Annotated in this window: 12 protein-coding genes; 8 read left to right on the top strand and 4 right to left on the bottom strand. The window is 38.5% G+C overall.

Annotation, left to right across the window (positions count from 1 at the left end):
• The first annotated feature begins 34 nt into the window (after positions 1-34).
• Positions 35-907, top strand: a complete 873-nt coding sequence (locus AA0X95_RS18065) for a LysR family transcriptional regulator (protein ID WP_413300253.1) — start codon at positions 35-37, stop codon at positions 905-907.
• A gap of 178 nt (positions 908-1,085) precedes the next feature.
• Positions 1,086-2,342, top strand: coding sequence for an SH3 domain-containing protein (locus AA0X95_RS18060; protein WP_413300251.1), 1,257 nt, complete (start codon positions 1,086-1,088; stop codon positions 2,340-2,342).
• Positions 2,343-2,469: 127 nt separating this feature from the next.
• Here the strand turns inward: AA0X95_RS18060 and AA0X95_RS18055 are convergent, their stop codons facing one another.
• On the bottom strand, positions 2,470-4,137 hold the full coding sequence (locus AA0X95_RS18055; protein WP_413300249.1) for a multicopper oxidase family protein: 1,668 nt from the start codon (positions 4,135-4,137) through the stop codon (positions 2,470-2,472).
• A gap of 261 nt (positions 4,138-4,398) precedes the next feature.
• Between AA0X95_RS18055 and AA0X95_RS18050 the strand changes: the two genes are divergently transcribed.
• The 4 genes from AA0X95_RS18050 to AA0X95_RS18035 all read left to right on the top strand — a co-directional run bounded on the left by AA0X95_RS18050 (position 4,399) and on the right by AA0X95_RS18035 (position 8,358).
• A complete protein-coding gene (locus AA0X95_RS18050; RefSeq protein ID WP_413300247.1) occupies positions 4,399-6,825 on the top strand; it encodes a heavy metal translocating P-type ATPase in 2,427 nt (808 codons plus the stop codon).
• A gap of 114 nt (positions 6,826-6,939) precedes the next feature.
• On the top strand, positions 6,940-7,284 hold the full coding sequence (locus AA0X95_RS18045) for a metal-sensitive transcriptional regulator (protein WP_413300245.1): 345 nt from the start codon (positions 6,940-6,942) through the stop codon (positions 7,282-7,284).
• An 11-nt stretch (positions 7,285-7,295) separates the two neighbouring features.
• Complete coding sequence (gene copZ, locus AA0X95_RS18040; protein WP_413300243.1) at positions 7,296-7,502, top strand: copper chaperone CopZ; 207 nt, start codon at positions 7,296-7,298, stop codon at positions 7,500-7,502.
• Between the two features lie 85 nt (positions 7,503-7,587).
• Positions 7,588-8,358 carry a TatD family hydrolase gene (locus AA0X95_RS18035; protein WP_413300241.1) on the top strand — a complete coding sequence of 257 codons (771 nt, stop codon included), beginning with the start codon at positions 7,588-7,590 and terminating at the stop codon, positions 8,356-8,358.
• A 182-nt stretch (positions 8,359-8,540) separates the two neighbouring features.
• On the opposite strand, the gene AA0X95_RS18030 is transcribed toward AA0X95_RS18035, so the two are convergent.
• The gene (locus tag AA0X95_RS18030) at positions 8,541-9,815 is read right to left on the bottom strand and encodes an MFS transporter (protein WP_413300239.1); all 1,275 of its coding nucleotides are present in this window, start codon (positions 9,813-9,815) and stop codon (positions 8,541-8,543) included.
• Between the two features lie 13 nt (positions 9,816-9,828).
• Positions 9,829-11,136, bottom strand: coding sequence for an alkaline phosphatase family protein (locus tag AA0X95_RS18025; protein ID WP_413300237.1), 1,308 nt, complete (start codon positions 11,134-11,136; stop codon positions 9,829-9,831).
• A gap of 192 nt (positions 11,137-11,328) precedes the next feature.
• Between AA0X95_RS18025 and AA0X95_RS18020 the strand changes: the two genes are divergently transcribed.
• Both AA0X95_RS18020 and AA0X95_RS18015 read left to right on the top strand, forming a co-directional pair.
• Positions 11,329-12,249, top strand: a complete 921-nt coding sequence (locus tag AA0X95_RS18020; RefSeq protein WP_413300236.1) for an alpha/beta hydrolase — start codon at positions 11,329-11,331, stop codon at positions 12,247-12,249.
• A 57-nt stretch (positions 12,250-12,306) separates the two neighbouring features.
• Complete coding sequence (locus tag AA0X95_RS18015) at positions 12,307-12,594, top strand: HNH endonuclease (RefSeq protein ID WP_413300234.1); 288 nt, start codon at positions 12,307-12,309, stop codon at positions 12,592-12,594.
• A gap of 46 nt (positions 12,595-12,640) precedes the next feature.
• Here the strand turns inward: AA0X95_RS18015 and AA0X95_RS18010 are convergent, their stop codons facing one another.
• Positions 12,641-14,707, bottom strand: a complete 2,067-nt coding sequence (locus tag AA0X95_RS18010; RefSeq protein WP_413300232.1) for a hypothetical protein — start codon at positions 14,705-14,707, stop codon at positions 12,641-12,643.
• Between the last annotated feature and the right edge of the window lie 143 nt (positions 14,708-14,850).

The raw sequence follows: 14,850 nt of genomic DNA, 5'->3' as shown, positions 1-14,850 counted from the left end.
AGAATAACTAAATCAATAAGAGGATTTGATATCCATGTTAAAACTAATTCAGTTAAAATATTTTGTTTCCACCGTAGAAGCAGGCAGTGTTACAACAGCCGCTAGGAATCTATTTATCTCACAACCGGCATTATCAAAACAGTTAACACAGTTAGAAAATGAGTTAAATTGTGAATTGTTTTTAAGGAAAAATACGGGTGTCGAGTTAACGGAGGCAGGTAAATATTTTTATGAAAGAGCGATTGGTTTAATAAAAGCAGCCGATGATCTTTCAGCTGAAATGAACCAATTTTCCAAAAAACACACAATTAGGATTGGAGCACTACCAAGCATTGGAACACATTTTCTTCCCGCCGTGGTGAACAGGTTAAGAGAAGAATATAAAATTGAGGTTTTAATTAAGGATACAACTGAAGAATTAGTAAGGTTAGTCGAAAACAATCAATCTGATTTTGTATTCGTTCAAGATGCGACCAGTAATCGAAACATAGCAATGGCAAATATATTTTGGGAACCCTATGATGCCATCCTACCGATGTCTGCGATAAGCAGGGATGAATCGCCTCTTTCAATAACCGAATTTGTGAAAAATCAACTAATTATTCATAAGCATCCATGCGACATTCGCTCGTTTTTTGAGAATTATTGCAAAAAGAATAAGATAAATTTTGAGCTAGGGATAGAATTACAAACCAATGAATCCATTGTAGCCTTTGTCTCCAGTGGACTTGGTGCTTCCATTATGCCACGAATGGTTTCTCGTAATGTCAAAGACCAGTCGGCAATAATTATGGAATTTGCTGATGAACAATTTGGGAGAAGCATAGATCTATTTTATAAACCATCTTCAAAAAAACTTGCAAAAACAATCATTGCTTTTTCAAAAGAGTATATATCTGAAAGATAAAAGGTACACGAAATTCTATCACGTGTGCTTTTTTTTTTCTTCTATTTTTATCCTATAATAATTTTTTTTACCTTTAGAGAGGATTTATGGAAGGAATGAGGACATAAAATCACATCATTCCTCGAATATACTATGGGGAGAAAGTTACATCTTAAGAGGGAAATAGGAGAAGGGTATTATGACTAGAGAATTATTTGTTAATGGTGAACTAACATTAATCAGAACAGAGACTCATGGAAAAAGAAAGAATACAAAAAGTGAACCACCAATTTTTACTTCAAGGATGGAAAAGAGGGCATACTATAAATCTTTAAATTACTTTGACATCCGAAATGTAATAGATGTAAAAGGACTCCTTCAGGATATTCATACAAATTTACATACATATATTTCAAAAGTGAGCGAGTGGGTTCAAAACAGTCCTGTAAAAAAACTTGTAGTAACTGGCATTTTTACCGTTATGCTCGGTATTTTTTCAAATACTGCAGATGCAGCATTTATACAGGAATATACTTATCAGGTTAAAAATGGTGAAAAAATTGAGAATATTGCTTCTGCACATGGAGTAACAGCTCAAGAAATATTAGATGCCAATGGGCTCTCTTCCATTGAAGGTAAAAAAATATTATTACCAAAAGTGCAAAATAAAACGGTTACCGCGAGCAAACTAAATATTCGATCACAACCCAGCACTTCAAGTAGTATTATTGGTCAATATCAAAAAGGTGATGTTGTTAAAGTTTCATTTATTGAAAATGGCTGGGCGGCCATTCTTATTAAAGGACAAGTTTGTTTTGTGAGAGCTGAATATCTTAAAATCAGCGCATTAACTGGAGACCAAAATAGTATTACCACTATTTCTCAAACAAAAACAACCATGTATGTAACTGCTTCATCGTTGAGAGTCAGACAGGCAGCTTCTACAAATAGCGCTGTATTAGGTTCATTAAAATTAAACGACAGTGTATCTGTACTATCTATTGATAGTGGTTGGGCAAAGATTAATTTCAATGGAAAAGTGGCGTTTGTAAGTGAATCCTTTTTAACGGGTAAGGAACAAACAAATACAAATACAACTATGTACGTGATTAAAGCCGGAGATACTTTTACAAAAATTAGTAATGTGTTTGGAGTCTCTGTTTCATCAATTCAGGAATTAAATCCAACAGTAGATCCATCCAAGTTGAAAATTGGACAAGAAATCAAAATCCCTATAGCTACTTCATCTAATTCTAATCAACTAATAGTAACAGCTCATATAGGAGGGATAGACCCCCAGGGTACCTTTCGTTTTATCACATCTGATGGTAAAACACATGTAGCCAAAGCAACGGGTAACATGATAAATGAATTATTTCATCATCAAGGAAAGACAACAACAATAACACTAGAAGGAAATAGGGGTCAAACATTGACGTTAATTTCTCTTAAGTAAAAGCATACAAATAAAATTTTTAGCCTCCATGTGGGGCTTTTTTTACAGGTAAAAAATAGATTGAAAATAAAAAAAGCTGCCACCATTAGAAAAAAGGTGTCAGCTTGCAGTAATAAAACTTGCGTTGTCAATGTTCGTCATCGTCTTCAAAATCACTATCACAGTCGAAACACTGAGCGAACGAATCATCTGGACATTGTTCAGGAATCGGTTCACATGGGTTAAAGTTATGGTTATCGAGTACCTCGTATGGTCTCATCATATCATGGTCTTCATGTTCAAGGATGTGGCAGTGCCATGGGTAGATTCCTGTAAACGGTCCAAAACGTGCAATAATACGAGTGACCTCTCCTGGGTTGGCACGAACGGTATCTTTCCATCCCCTCTCGCTTGGTTCAGGTGGATGTGGGGGCCATACTATAAGATTAGGACCATTTGGATCACCTGTAAACGGAGCACGATTCAATATTTGAAAGGTAACAAGGTGCAAGTGGATAGGGTGTGTGTCCGGTGTAGTATTGTAAAGTTCCCAAATCTCTATCGTCCCATTATATGGTGTTTCTGTAAGTGGCAACTGATCCCATTCCATGTTATTTAATAATAGTTTTAAACGCCCGAATTCATCTGTAGATTCGACTAAGAGGTTTTTTCGTACGATTACAGCATCCTTTGGATCAAGGTGTTCCAAACAACTCAACTTTTTTGGAATTTCACTATTGTCCGGTTCGTGCAATGTATCTTTGACCCGAAATTCCATAATCTGTGTAAGATCTTCAGAAGGTGGTTCGCCGTTAGGGAATGGTGCTGGTGCGTCATTTGTTAAGAGGATTCTTTCACCTTTGTGATTAGAAAAATCAATTATTACATCAACACGTTCAGCTGGTGCAAGGGTGATATGGGATACGGTGATCGGTTTATCCAAAAGTCCTCCTTCCGTACCAATTTGGATAAATTTTTGCCCAGAGCTCAACCTTATACGGTAAAAACGAGCATTGGAGCCATTAAGGATACGGAACCGGTATTTCCGCGGCTCTACCCTTAGATATGGCCATACTTTTCCATTGACTAGGATGGTATTGCCAAAAAACTCCGGTACAACTGAGGGATTTGGTAGGTTTGGATCTATTGGTGGAGGCGGTTGTGGTGCTGGAGGTGGCTCATGGCCAGGCTGTGTTGGATAGAACAGTTCACCATTAGGATAGAACGAACGATCTTGGATGACCAGCGGAATTTCAAATTTTCCACTTGGCAGGTTCAATTCTTCCTCTTCTTCATCTCGGAGGAGATAGAAGCCTGCAAGACCTGCATAAACGTTCAAACGAGTGATTCCAAGTGCATGGTCATGATACCATAGCGTTGCAGGGCGTTGACAGTTTGGATAATAGTAGATTTTATGCGCGAATTTCGGACCAACATTTTTAAAATCTCTTGTAAACCAAGCCTCTGGATATCCGTCATTTTCCGGTTTAACCCGACCTTCATGCAAATGTACAACTGTCCTCACAGAAGGTTTGTCTGGTTCTGCCCCATGAATAGTTCGATCCACAGGCAGCAGGTGTTCAAAGGGCAATTTATTTTTCCACTTGACTAAAATAGGGTGATTTCTTCTTGCTTCAAATGTAGGACCTGGATACATCCCGTTGTAACCCCAAACGGTAGTTGGCGGCAAATCGCGATGTAACTTCTGAGTGACTTGTTTCATAGTAACTTTATAAAATGGGAGGCCATCACGTTCACCTTTTGGTCTTATGACAGAAGGAATCGGTAATGCATCAACAAATTTTTTTAAAGACATTTATCCCCCACCTTTCAAAAAATTAGAATCTCCCTTCAATCTATTTTTTACCTATTTATGTTATGCGAAAAAAAACCTGAACAGAACCGTTATAAATTACTCTATAATAAGGCTTTTTGGCTTTATTAAAAAAATTTGGTTATAAATTTTATTTTTTTGTTGACGTTATAGGGTAGGGGGGTATAGTATAAAAACATAATAAATTACCAAATCAAGGAATACCAAAATCATCTAACGATTGAATAGATGGGAGGAAGAAAAATGAGCGAATTAAAAGAAACACAACTACCAATAACCGGGATGACCTGTGCTGCTTGTGCTATCCGAATCGAGAAAGGTTTAAATAAGCTTGAAGGGGTAGAAACCGCTAACGTGAACTTAGCCCTTGAAAAAGCGACCATAAAATTTGATCCTGATGTAACAAACGTTGACGATTTTATGAAGAAAGTAAATGATCTCGGATATGGTGTTTTAGCAGAAAAAGTCGAACTCGAGATAATCGGTATGACTTGTGCTGCCTGTGCAGCAAGAATTGAGAAGGGGCTAAACAAACTTAGCGGAGTTAATAATACAACTGTAAATTTAGCTTTGGAAACAGCCAGTGTAGAGTTTAACTCATCACAAATCACCATCCAAGAAATGCTGAAAGCCGTAGAGAAGATAGGGTATGAGGCGAAGGTTAAGCAAGAGAAAACAGCCGAAACCGCCGACCATCGTGAAAAAGAAATCGAAAAACAAAAAGGAAAATTTCTCTTTTCACTCATCCTTGCGTTTCCACTATTATGGGCAATGGTTGATCATTTTGAGTTTACATCTTTTATTTATCTGCCAGACATGCTGATGAATCCTTGGGTACAATTAGCACTCGCAACTCCGGTTCAATTCATTGTTGGAAAGCAATTTTATGTAGGAGCATTTAAGGCCCTACGAAATGGTAGTGCCAATATGGATGTGCTAGTTGCGCTTGGAACATCTGCTGCTTACTTTTACAGTCTCTATATTATTATTTCAGCAATTGGGTCCGGCCAGATGATGTTTGAATTGTACTTTGAAACAAGTGCTGTATTGATAACCCTTATTCTGTTAGGAAAATTGTTTGAGGCTCGGGCCAAAGGTCGTTCCTCTGAAGCCATCAAGAAACTAATGGGGCTTCAAGCCAAGACAGCATCCGTAGTCAGGGATGGAAATGAAATAGAAATTGCACTTGAAGAAGTAGTAGTGGGTGAAATCATCCTTGTGAAACCTGGTGAAAAAATTCCAGTTGATGGTGAAATTATTGAAGGACGTTCTGCACTCGACGAATCCATGCTTACCGGTGAAAGTGTACCAGTAGATAAAACAATTGGAGATCCAGTTATTGGTGCTACGATCAATAAAAATGGGTTCTTAAAAATAAAGGCAACTAAGGTTGGAAGAGACACTGCGTTGGCTCAAATTATTAAAGTGGTAGAAGAAGCCCAGGGATCTAAGGCACCGATTCAACGATTAGCAGACCAAATTTCAGGAATATTTGTCCCTATTGTTGTCGGAATTGCTGTAGTAACCTTCTTAGTATGGTTCTTCTTGGTAAGCCCAGGAAACTTTGCTGAAGCCTTAGAAAAAATGATCGCCGTTCTTGTTATTGCTTGTCCGTGTGCATTAGGTTTGGCAACACCAACCTCTATTATGGCGGGCTCCGGACGTGCGGCTGAAGCTGGAATTTTATTTAAGGGCGGAGAGCACCTAGAAAGAACACACCGCATTACTACTGTTGTTTTAGATAAAACAGGTACCGTTACAAATGGAAAACCAGAACTAACTGATGTAATCGTTACGGCTGATCTTGAGGAAACAACATTTTTACAATTGGTAGGTACTGCTGAGAAACACTCTGAGCACCCATTAGCAGAGGCAATTGTTAATGGCATTAAAAAAAGAGGTATAGATTTATTTGCTGCCGAAGAGTTTGAAGCTATTCCTGGATATGGAATTAGAGCTACTATTGACGGTAAAGAGTTATTAATTGGGACACGAAAATTAATGAGCAAATACTCTATTGCTTTCCAATCAGCGGAGAACAAGATGGAGTCTCTCGAAGAAAACGGGAAAACAGCCATGCTAGTGGCGATTGATCAACAGTTTGCTGGAATTGTTGCCGTGGCTGATACGGTAAAAGAAACGTCAAAAGCGGCGATCCGAAAATTAAAAGATATGGGCCTTGAAGTCATCATGATGACGGGTGATAATACACGAATTGCAAAAGCCATTGCGGATGAAGTAGGAGTCGATTCAGTGGTGGCAGAAGTTTTACCAGAAGGAAAAGCGGATGAAGTGAAGAAGCTTCAAAACGAAGGTAAACGGGTAGCGATGGTTGGTGATGGAATCAATGATGCACCAGCACTGGCAATTGCTGATATTGGCATGGCAATTGGAACCGGGACAGATGTGGCCATGGAAGCAGCAGACATTACCTTAATGAGAGGCGACTTAAATAGTATCGCTGATGCGATCAACATGAGTAAGAAGACAATTCGTAATATTAAACAAAATCTGTTCTGGGCGTTTGGTTACAACACACTCGGGATACCAGTTGCTGCTATTGGTTTCTTAGCACCATGGCTGGCTGGCGCAGCAATGGCGTTTAGCTCCGTGTCCGTTGTATTAAATGCACTTAGATTGCAAAGAGTCCGATTAAATAATCATGAATAGGAAAGGAGTGACGATATGAAAAAGTGGGTAATATCTGCAATTGTAATCAACTTACGCCCGTCGCATTACCATACGGGGGTATGATATAATGAATCAAAAAAGGGAGGCGTATAAATGTCCAATGAACACGAGGTGGAAGCGATGATTGATGAGTCATGTTGTGATCATGAAGGAAGTCATCGAAAGAGCCACCATTCAGATAAGGTGAAAAATAATCTGGTGACTAGATTAAATCGAATTGAGGGTCAAATCCGGGGGATTAAGGGGTTAATTGAAAAAGATACGTATTGTGATGATGTAATTAACCAGATCTCTGCGACTCAATCTGCCTTAAATAGTGTGGCTAAAATCTTGTTGGAAGGCCATATGAAAAGCTGCGTTGTGGAGCGAATCCAAGAGGGCGATTTCGAAGTCCTCGATGAAGTCCTAGTAACTATTCAAAAATTAATGAAAAAATAGGGGGAATAATAATGGAACAAGTAACTTTAAATGTAAGTGGAATGTCTTGTGGTCATTGTGTGAAAGCAGTAGAAGGAAGCGTAGGTGTACTTCAAGGTGTGAAGAAAGTTGCTGTGAAGCTTGATAAGGGTCAGGTGGATGTTGAGTTTGATCCAAGCGTTATCACACTTAGCACAATTAAAGAAACTATTGATGATCAAGGTTATGATGTAAAATAAAATAGGTTGGAGCACTTGGGTTCGATAACCCAAGTGCTTTTTTCTAATTTTAGTAATGAAGGTTTCAAAAGAGGGGATGGAAATAATGAGGTTGATAGATGCACATATCCATTTAGATCAATATGGTGATCAGGAATTAACTAGTTTACTCGGCGACTCTCAGTCGATTCATGCAATGGTTACCGTTTCGAATCATCTTACATCGTGTAAAAGGAATCTCCAATTATCACAATCCTTCCCTAAGGTGAAACCGGCGTTTGGTTTTCACCCAGAACAGCATCTTCCAACTGATGAGGGAAAAAGTGACCTTTTTACATGGATTGCTACCCATCGGGATGAAATGATTGCTATTGGTGAGGTAGGACTACCTTATTATCAACGTCTTGATAATAAAATAACTCAAAGTCATTTTGAGCAATATATGGAGTTACTAGAGGCTTTTGTTAAACTAGCCAAGAAATATGACAAGCCGATTGTGCTACATGCGGTGTATGAGGATGCACCTGTTGTTTGCGATATTTTAGAAAAGCATTCAATCGTAAAAGCACATTTTCATTGGTTTAAAGGGGATAGCAAAACGATATCTAGAATGATGAGGAATGGATATTTTCTTTCGGTTACACCGGATGTTGTGTACAAAGAAGAGATTCAAGATATAGTTGTTAAGGTTCCAATAGAGAGACTGATGGTCGAAACAGATGGCCCTTGGCGATTTAAAGGCCCATTTCTTGGGAAAATGACTCATCCCAACATGATGCAACATTCAATCAGTAAAATCGCTTCTATAAAAAATGGTAAACCAAATGAAGTTGGCCACATCCTACTGCAAAACACTAGAGATTTTTATTCGATTTAAGGTGAATGGCTCATTTTTGGGATGGATTGGATCATTTTGGTGGGAGATTGGCTCATTTTTAGGTGTAAATGGCTCATTTTTGAGAAAGAATGGCTCATTTTTGCACCACATTGGCTATTTTACCTTTATCTTCCAAAAAACACACAAAAAAAACCAGTTCCCAACGGAAACTGGTCCTACATTTATTGAGATATAGTATTAGATTTAGAGACATTTTCAGCTTCCGGTACCTGTAAAAGGATAATGCCGCCTATGATAAACAAAACAATTAAACTGAACACGCCGCTATTCGTATTGCCCGTCATTTGGGCAGTAAATCCGACTAAAAACGGTCCTAATATAGCAGCAAACTTATAAAAAATGCTATAAAAACCAAAGAACTCATTTGAGCTTTCCTTAGGAACCAGCTTGGCAAAGTAAGAACGGCTAAGTGCTTGAATTCCACCCTGTGAAGAAGCAACCAGCATCGCTAAAATCCAGAAATCTAATGTTGTTTTTAAGAAATATGCATAGGTGCAAATAACGATATAAACAAAGATACCTACGAGCAACATTGTTTTACTTTTAAATTTATCTGCAAGTCTGCCATATAAAACGGCAAACGGTGCAGCTACTACTTGTGTGGCAAATAAAATAATTAATAGGTCCGTTGAATCAATACCCAAATCAGAACCGTAGGCGGTAGACATGGTGATAATGGTATTTACTCCATCAATGTAAAAGAAATAAGCAATTAAAAATAAAAATAATGGCCGGTAAAGCTTAATCTTTTTAAATGTTTCAAAGAGTTGTTTAAAACCATTAGAAATTGGATTTGCCACACGTTCTTTATAATAGACCTGCTTTACATGTTTTAGCATGGGAATTGTGAACAACCCCCACCATAAAGCGGTAATGGCAAACGCTGCCTGACTAGCTACTGAAACGGTTAAAGGAAGGACGCCTCTATCAGATAATAGAATAAGTGCAATTCCAATAATAAATGGAATCGTACTACCAATATAGCCCATCGCATATCCCCGTGATGAAATCTTATTCATTCGTTCCTCGGTCGTCACATCCACAAGGAATGCATCATAGAAAATATTCGTACCACCAAATCCGATAACGGTGAACATATAACAAATTAACAAAATGAGCCATTGGTTACTCGGGACAACAGCTAACAACAAAGTAAACACGACTCCTAGAGCTAAGAAAAAGGTAAAGAACCGTTTCTTAAATCCCTTAAAATCAGCAATGCTACCTAAAATAGGGGCACAAAGTGATATAAGGAGAGTAGCAAACGAATTGGCATAACCCCAATAGGCTGTAGACGTTGAAGCAGCAAGGCCTGCATTTTTAGCCGCTGCCTTAAAATACAACGGAAAAATGGCAGTGGTAATCAGGATGGAGTAGGCAGAGTTTGCCCAGTCATAAAACACCCAGCTCTTTTCTTGCTTTGACATCCGACTCATTCATTTTCCCCCTTTAGAAAACTAATAGTTCTTCTATAACCCTTCCATCTGTATTTCCTAAGCTGACACCTAGAAGTCTCGCAAATGTTGGGCCTTCATCAATGAGACGGATCGAAGGCAGGGTGATGGGTCTAATTCCTTTCCCTGATGCCATTAAAATGGTTCCGTAATTTTCTTTTTCCGGAGAATATCCGTGACAGGCTAATGTATACTTCTTATCTACTGCAGCATCCTCTTTAGTGACCTGCTTGATGTACTCCCCTTCAAAATCTTCTAAAAAATAATAACCACGAGCCGCTTCGACCATAAACGCGCATGATCCATCTGCTCCTTTTTCTGCGGCTTGTTCTCCTGTTAAAAAACCTTCAATTCCAGAGTTAGGATTGTTAATTAATGTTTCTAATAATTCCTTAACCTCATTTAAAGTAGCTGAATCTTGTGCATCTTTTATGTAAATATATGCAGACCCATCACAACTTTTACAATAAGCCTTCCAATTTATTATTTTCCCTTTTGAATTGGTCGAGAGTAGATTTTGCTTTCGGAATAATACATTTAAATTGACGGCTTTATTTTCATCAAGTGCACTATGGTCACCTAATGCCACTATTGTTGAATTCTCATAGATACCGCATTCCTTTAATGCATCTATAATTTTCCCTAGACGATGGTTATGGCGATGAATGGCCGCCATGGCTTCCTCTGAAGAAAATCCATGAAAATGGCGCTGTGTATCTAAGTCTGTAAAGTGAACCATTAACAAATTGGGCTTTTTTGTTTTAATCGTGTGAACCGTTGATTCTAAAACAAAGTCATCTAATTCTGGCTGCTTAAGCCCCTTTCGAATATGGCCATACCGCTGAATGAGCTCCAATTGATAGCGTGGAGTACCATTCATTAGAGACACAACAATTTGATTGTGCCATGGACGGTTTGCAAAGATTTCGGGCATATTATAGTCAATATTTGCTTTGCCCGTTACTGGCCATAATAATGCCGCTGTTGTCATATTGGCCTTCTTCACTTCATCGTATAAAGTAGTCCCTCGAATACAATTCCGGAACCAATTCCAATCAGGTGACACCATGCCTGGCTGCAACAGGGTATTATTGATGACGCCGTGCCGTTTAGGATAATTTCCGGTTACGATTGTCGAATGACAAGGATAGGTAACAGAAGGATAGATTGTTTTAACATTTTCAACGTAGGCTCCATTGTTTAAAATGGTCTGAAAATGAGGCATGTCTTTTAGGATTGGATAATCTAATGCGGATAGACAATCAAATGAAATGATTATTAAATGATCGGTAAGACGAGTCATGATATACCTCCAAAAAGTATGTACCTCTTATTCCAATTGTACTACAGCAATTGGTCAAATTGTTACAGAATTTTTACAAAATTTATAATATATAAGCAAAATTGAGAAATGGATTCATTGTTGTTTTTAAGGAGGAAGATTTTTCTAGTATAATGAAAATAGTCACTTTTTATGAAAAAAGGAGAAAACGCCATGCCGAGTTTCCGAAGTTATTTTATCGAAAAAGGAATTAAATGGTCGGTGAAAAGAGCCTTTCGTAAGGAAGTAATAGATAAGGGGATGGACGAGAAGCGACAGATGCTAGATTCAGCTGCCAGAAGGTTAGGGAAACTCCCCGAAGACTGCATAATCGAAAAGCTAGAAATTGAAGGTTTATATACGGAATGGATTTCTACAAGCCGAGTTATGGAAGGAAAGGTTATTCTTTATTTACACGGAGGCGGTTACGCCTTCTGCTCAGCGAATACTCATCGGCCATTAGCGGCAAGAATTGGGAAAGCGGCAGGTGTAAAGGTTTTGTTCCCTGAGTATCGCCTTGCCCCAGAGCATCCATTTCCAGCAGCCATTGAAGATGCGATCAATGTGTACAGGTGGCTTATTCGGCAAGGCTATGATTCTAAAAATATTATTTTTGCAGGTGACTCTGCTGGCGGTGGCTTAAGTATAGCAGCAACATTGGTCTTAAGAGACCAAAATGAACCACTACCAGCGGCCATTGTTTGTCTCTCCCCGTGGGTAGATTTAACAAGTAGTGGGGAAAGCTATAGGAAAAATAAAGAAAAAGATCCTTACTTAAATCTCGGGGGTGTAAGGAAGGCTGCTAGTATGTATGCAGGAGCCGAAGCACTTGATCATCCGCTCATTTCTCCTGTGTTTGCTGATTTCACAGGATTTCCACCTCTGTTTATTCAAGCAGGTAATCATGAAATCCTCCAAAGTGATGCAGAAAAGCTGGCTGCGCAGGCTCGGGCTGCAGGTGTAAATGTATCGTTTAAGGTTTGGGATGGTATGTGGCATGTTTGGCAAATAAGTGGGAATGTTTTGCCAGAAGCCAAAAGTGCTATTTATGAAATAGGGGAGTTTGTGAAAAGAATCTTCCGACATAATGCTTGAGCCGATACGTGTCCGAACATCTGTCTTCTAAGTATGACATAAAGTAGGTGAAAAGTTTTGTTAGCACAGTGTGAATTATGCGAGCGAGAAGGTGTGGAGATTACCGAGCACCATTTAATCCCCCGAGAAGAAGGCGGCGGGAAATTATCAAAAGCTAACCTTTGCATACCCTGCCATAAGCAGATCCACGCCCTATACACCAATAAAGAACTGGCTTTACGCTTAAATACCATACCTGAATTAAAGAGGGATGAGAAAATTAGTAGATTCATTAAGTGGATCAGAAAACAGCCAGCGACCACTTTGATTAAAACAAAACGATCAAATAATAATCCTAGAAGATAAAAGTGAAGGTGTAACAGGAACCTTCACTTTATTTGTTTTTTTTAGGTTATTTTTTAATTAAGGTATTGGAAATTGAATGAGAGGAAATAGAAATGAGCCCTAGATTGGTGTTCGTTTCAATAATCGACCCCTTTTCTAAAAACTGATAACGTAATTGATCCTTCCATAAAAAGGGCTTGTTATCATCGTCCTTCTCAACATGGCGAATGGTATACGACATGTCACATATCCGATAGATATCTTTATTTTTCCTTTTAAAAGAATTAAAACTTATCACTCCTTTCATAAGCACGCCCCATACACCAGAAAAACTCATATTTTTAAGAGGGCTACTGGTATATTGATGAATGGGCAGAGTCTTTCCATCTGGAAAAGTTACCGTTGCTTTTACCGAGGAAGCATAGTGGACATCGCCTGATAAAAAGATACACTCAGAAGGTTCCCATTTTGCCACTTGGTACAAAAGCTTGGTAAAGCCTTCTCCGTTATATTTCCACGCCTCAAAATCAAAGGACGTTCTCACCTCTACTCCAATTACCTGAAAAGGATAGACATAATCATGCAAAAAGGATTCAATCAGGCCCATCCCGTAAACAGGGGTAGCGGAAACGATCAATAAAGGAGTTTTCGTCTTCCAACTACTAGACAATAGTTTGTTTGATACAATAGACCATCCCTCGTCGCTTAGAAGCTGAGGACAAGCTGTTGTCTCCTTTATAATATGCCCCAATTTTACTAGTTTTGGAGTTGTAGTATACTCCCGTTGTGTACGAGTATCTAAAAATACTGCTTTTGGCTGGGTAGGTGCGACAAAATGCCACGAATGAAACTGCCAAAGACTGTTTACCCATTTCTCATGAGTGGATGAATGGAAGCTTCCTCTCCTGATGGTTTTAAAATACGATCCCATCAACTCGATGAAACTTCGGTCAAAGTTTTCAGGGTCATTACCCCAGCCTTGGAAAGCCCAATAAGCTGTAAGACCGTTTGCTATTACATGTCTACCAAGTGGTGCTTCCCAGACGTTCTTTTTCCATTCTGCTGAAATATTCCAATCATCAGTTAGGTCATGGTCATCGAAGATCATATAAGTAGGGATGTTTGCAAGCAGTCTCCTTACACGGTTAAGAGATGCTCGAAAAGATACAAGTGCATCCTGCTGTTCATTGAAACGATTTAATAGTTTGTTACGTTCAAATAGAAGATCATTAGAATCACTTTCTTCTTTAGTAGAAACGAAATAGATAAGATTCTTTTTTTTCAATTCAATAAAGCTGTCAAATAAATGATTCTCCTGGGCAAAATCCCATATTTCGGGGCTCCAAGACAATAAATACATTGCAGCATACTCCCCAAATTCAATTAAATGGTTTTGTGCATGTGAAGAGGTGAATTGACAAAAGGTCTCCATGATAAATTGTCTGCCGTTTACCTGATCAATGGCAGTACTAAATGGTTCTTGTTGCAAGCTCTTTTCTATGTGATTATGAGGCTCACTTTGACCTATTAACTCAGTACTAATCTTGGAAATCACTCTTATGAGCGGGTCGGCAACATCATCCGCGTAGATTTGGTCTCCCATGAGAAATAGCGAGTCAGGACGGTTCTGGACATCAGCATGATGTTTATCAATAATGGAATCGGCATAAGCAAGAGTATCTTCACCATCGCCATGCAACTTTCTACATGAGCCATAAAAAATATGGCTCGAATTCTGACCACTCTTAATTTGAAAAGTTGGGTATTTGAGCTTTCCATAGACAAGGGAGCCTGGATTATTAGGATTAACTAATTCAAGACTCTCAAAATCATCCATTCTAGAATCACCGTTAAATCGCAAATTATATCCAATTAAGGTATCTGTGGGAAAAGATTCATTTTGGGGTGTAATCTTAATTAAGTAGACAAATAGTTGATTTCCAATTTTTACTTTCATCGATTCATTCACGGTATCAAGTTTATGATAAAGAAAGGAATGGGGCTCACTCCCTTTTTCTATCTGAAAAAAATCTGATTCAATTTGAACTCTTTTGCTTGTTGCAATCCAAATATATGCACGGGTCGGTTCCACTCGACGAACAATCGGCCCGGATAAAATCAATGGAAACTGCATTTTTTCCACCTCACATAGTATTGATACTATTTTATTCGCCGATGGAAAAAGACGTTCATTGGTGCCTGACACCATAAATATTTGTCAGTTGTAATAATATTGCCAATATTTAAGCGATGGATGCTTTCTAAATGGATTTATAA

The sequence above is a fragment of the Neobacillus phoenicis genome, assembly GCF_047302305.1.
Taxonomy (GTDB): Bacteria; Bacillota; Bacilli; order Bacillales; family Cytobacillaceae; genus Neobacillus.
Note: the sequence above shows the minus strand (reverse complement) of the source record. Positions and strands in the feature narration are given on the sequence as shown.

What these genes read in the sequence shown, in the direction of transcription:
- AA0X95_RS18065 (WP_413300253.1), top strand. Translation starts at nt 35, where the DNA reads ATGTTAAAACTAATTCAGTTAAAATATTTTGTTTCCACCGTAGAAGCA.
- AA0X95_RS18060 (WP_413300251.1), top strand. Translation starts at nt 1,086, where the DNA reads ATGACTAGAGAATTATTTGTTAATGGTGAACTAACATTAATCAGAACA.
- AA0X95_RS18055 (WP_413300249.1), bottom strand. Translation starts at nt 4,137, where the DNA reads ATGTCTTTAAAAAAATTTGTTGATGCATTACCGATTCCTTCTGTCATA.
- AA0X95_RS18050 (WP_413300247.1), top strand. Translation starts at nt 4,399, where the DNA reads ATGAGCGAATTAAAAGAAACACAACTACCAATAACCGGGATGACCTGT.
- AA0X95_RS18045 (WP_413300245.1), top strand. Translation starts at nt 6,940, where the DNA reads ATGTCCAATGAACACGAGGTGGAAGCGATGATTGATGAGTCATGTTGT.
- copZ (WP_413300243.1), top strand. Translation starts at nt 7,296, where the DNA reads ATGGAACAAGTAACTTTAAATGTAAGTGGAATGTCTTGTGGTCATTGT.
- AA0X95_RS18035 (WP_413300241.1), top strand. Translation starts at nt 7,588, where the DNA reads ATGAGGTTGATAGATGCACATATCCATTTAGATCAATATGGTGATCAG.
- AA0X95_RS18030 (WP_413300239.1), bottom strand. Translation starts at nt 9,815, where the DNA reads ATGAGTCGGATGTCAAAGCAAGAAAAGAGCTGGGTGTTTTATGACTGG.
- AA0X95_RS18025 (WP_413300237.1), bottom strand. Translation starts at nt 11,136, where the DNA reads ATGACTCGTCTTACCGATCATTTAATAATCATTTCATTTGATTGTCTA.
- AA0X95_RS18020 (WP_413300236.1), top strand. Translation starts at nt 11,329, where the DNA reads ATGCCGAGTTTCCGAAGTTATTTTATCGAAAAAGGAATTAAATGGTCG.
- AA0X95_RS18010 (WP_413300232.1), bottom strand. Translation starts at nt 14,707, where the DNA reads ATGCAGTTTCCATTGATTTTATCCGGGCCGATTGTTCGTCGAGTGGAA.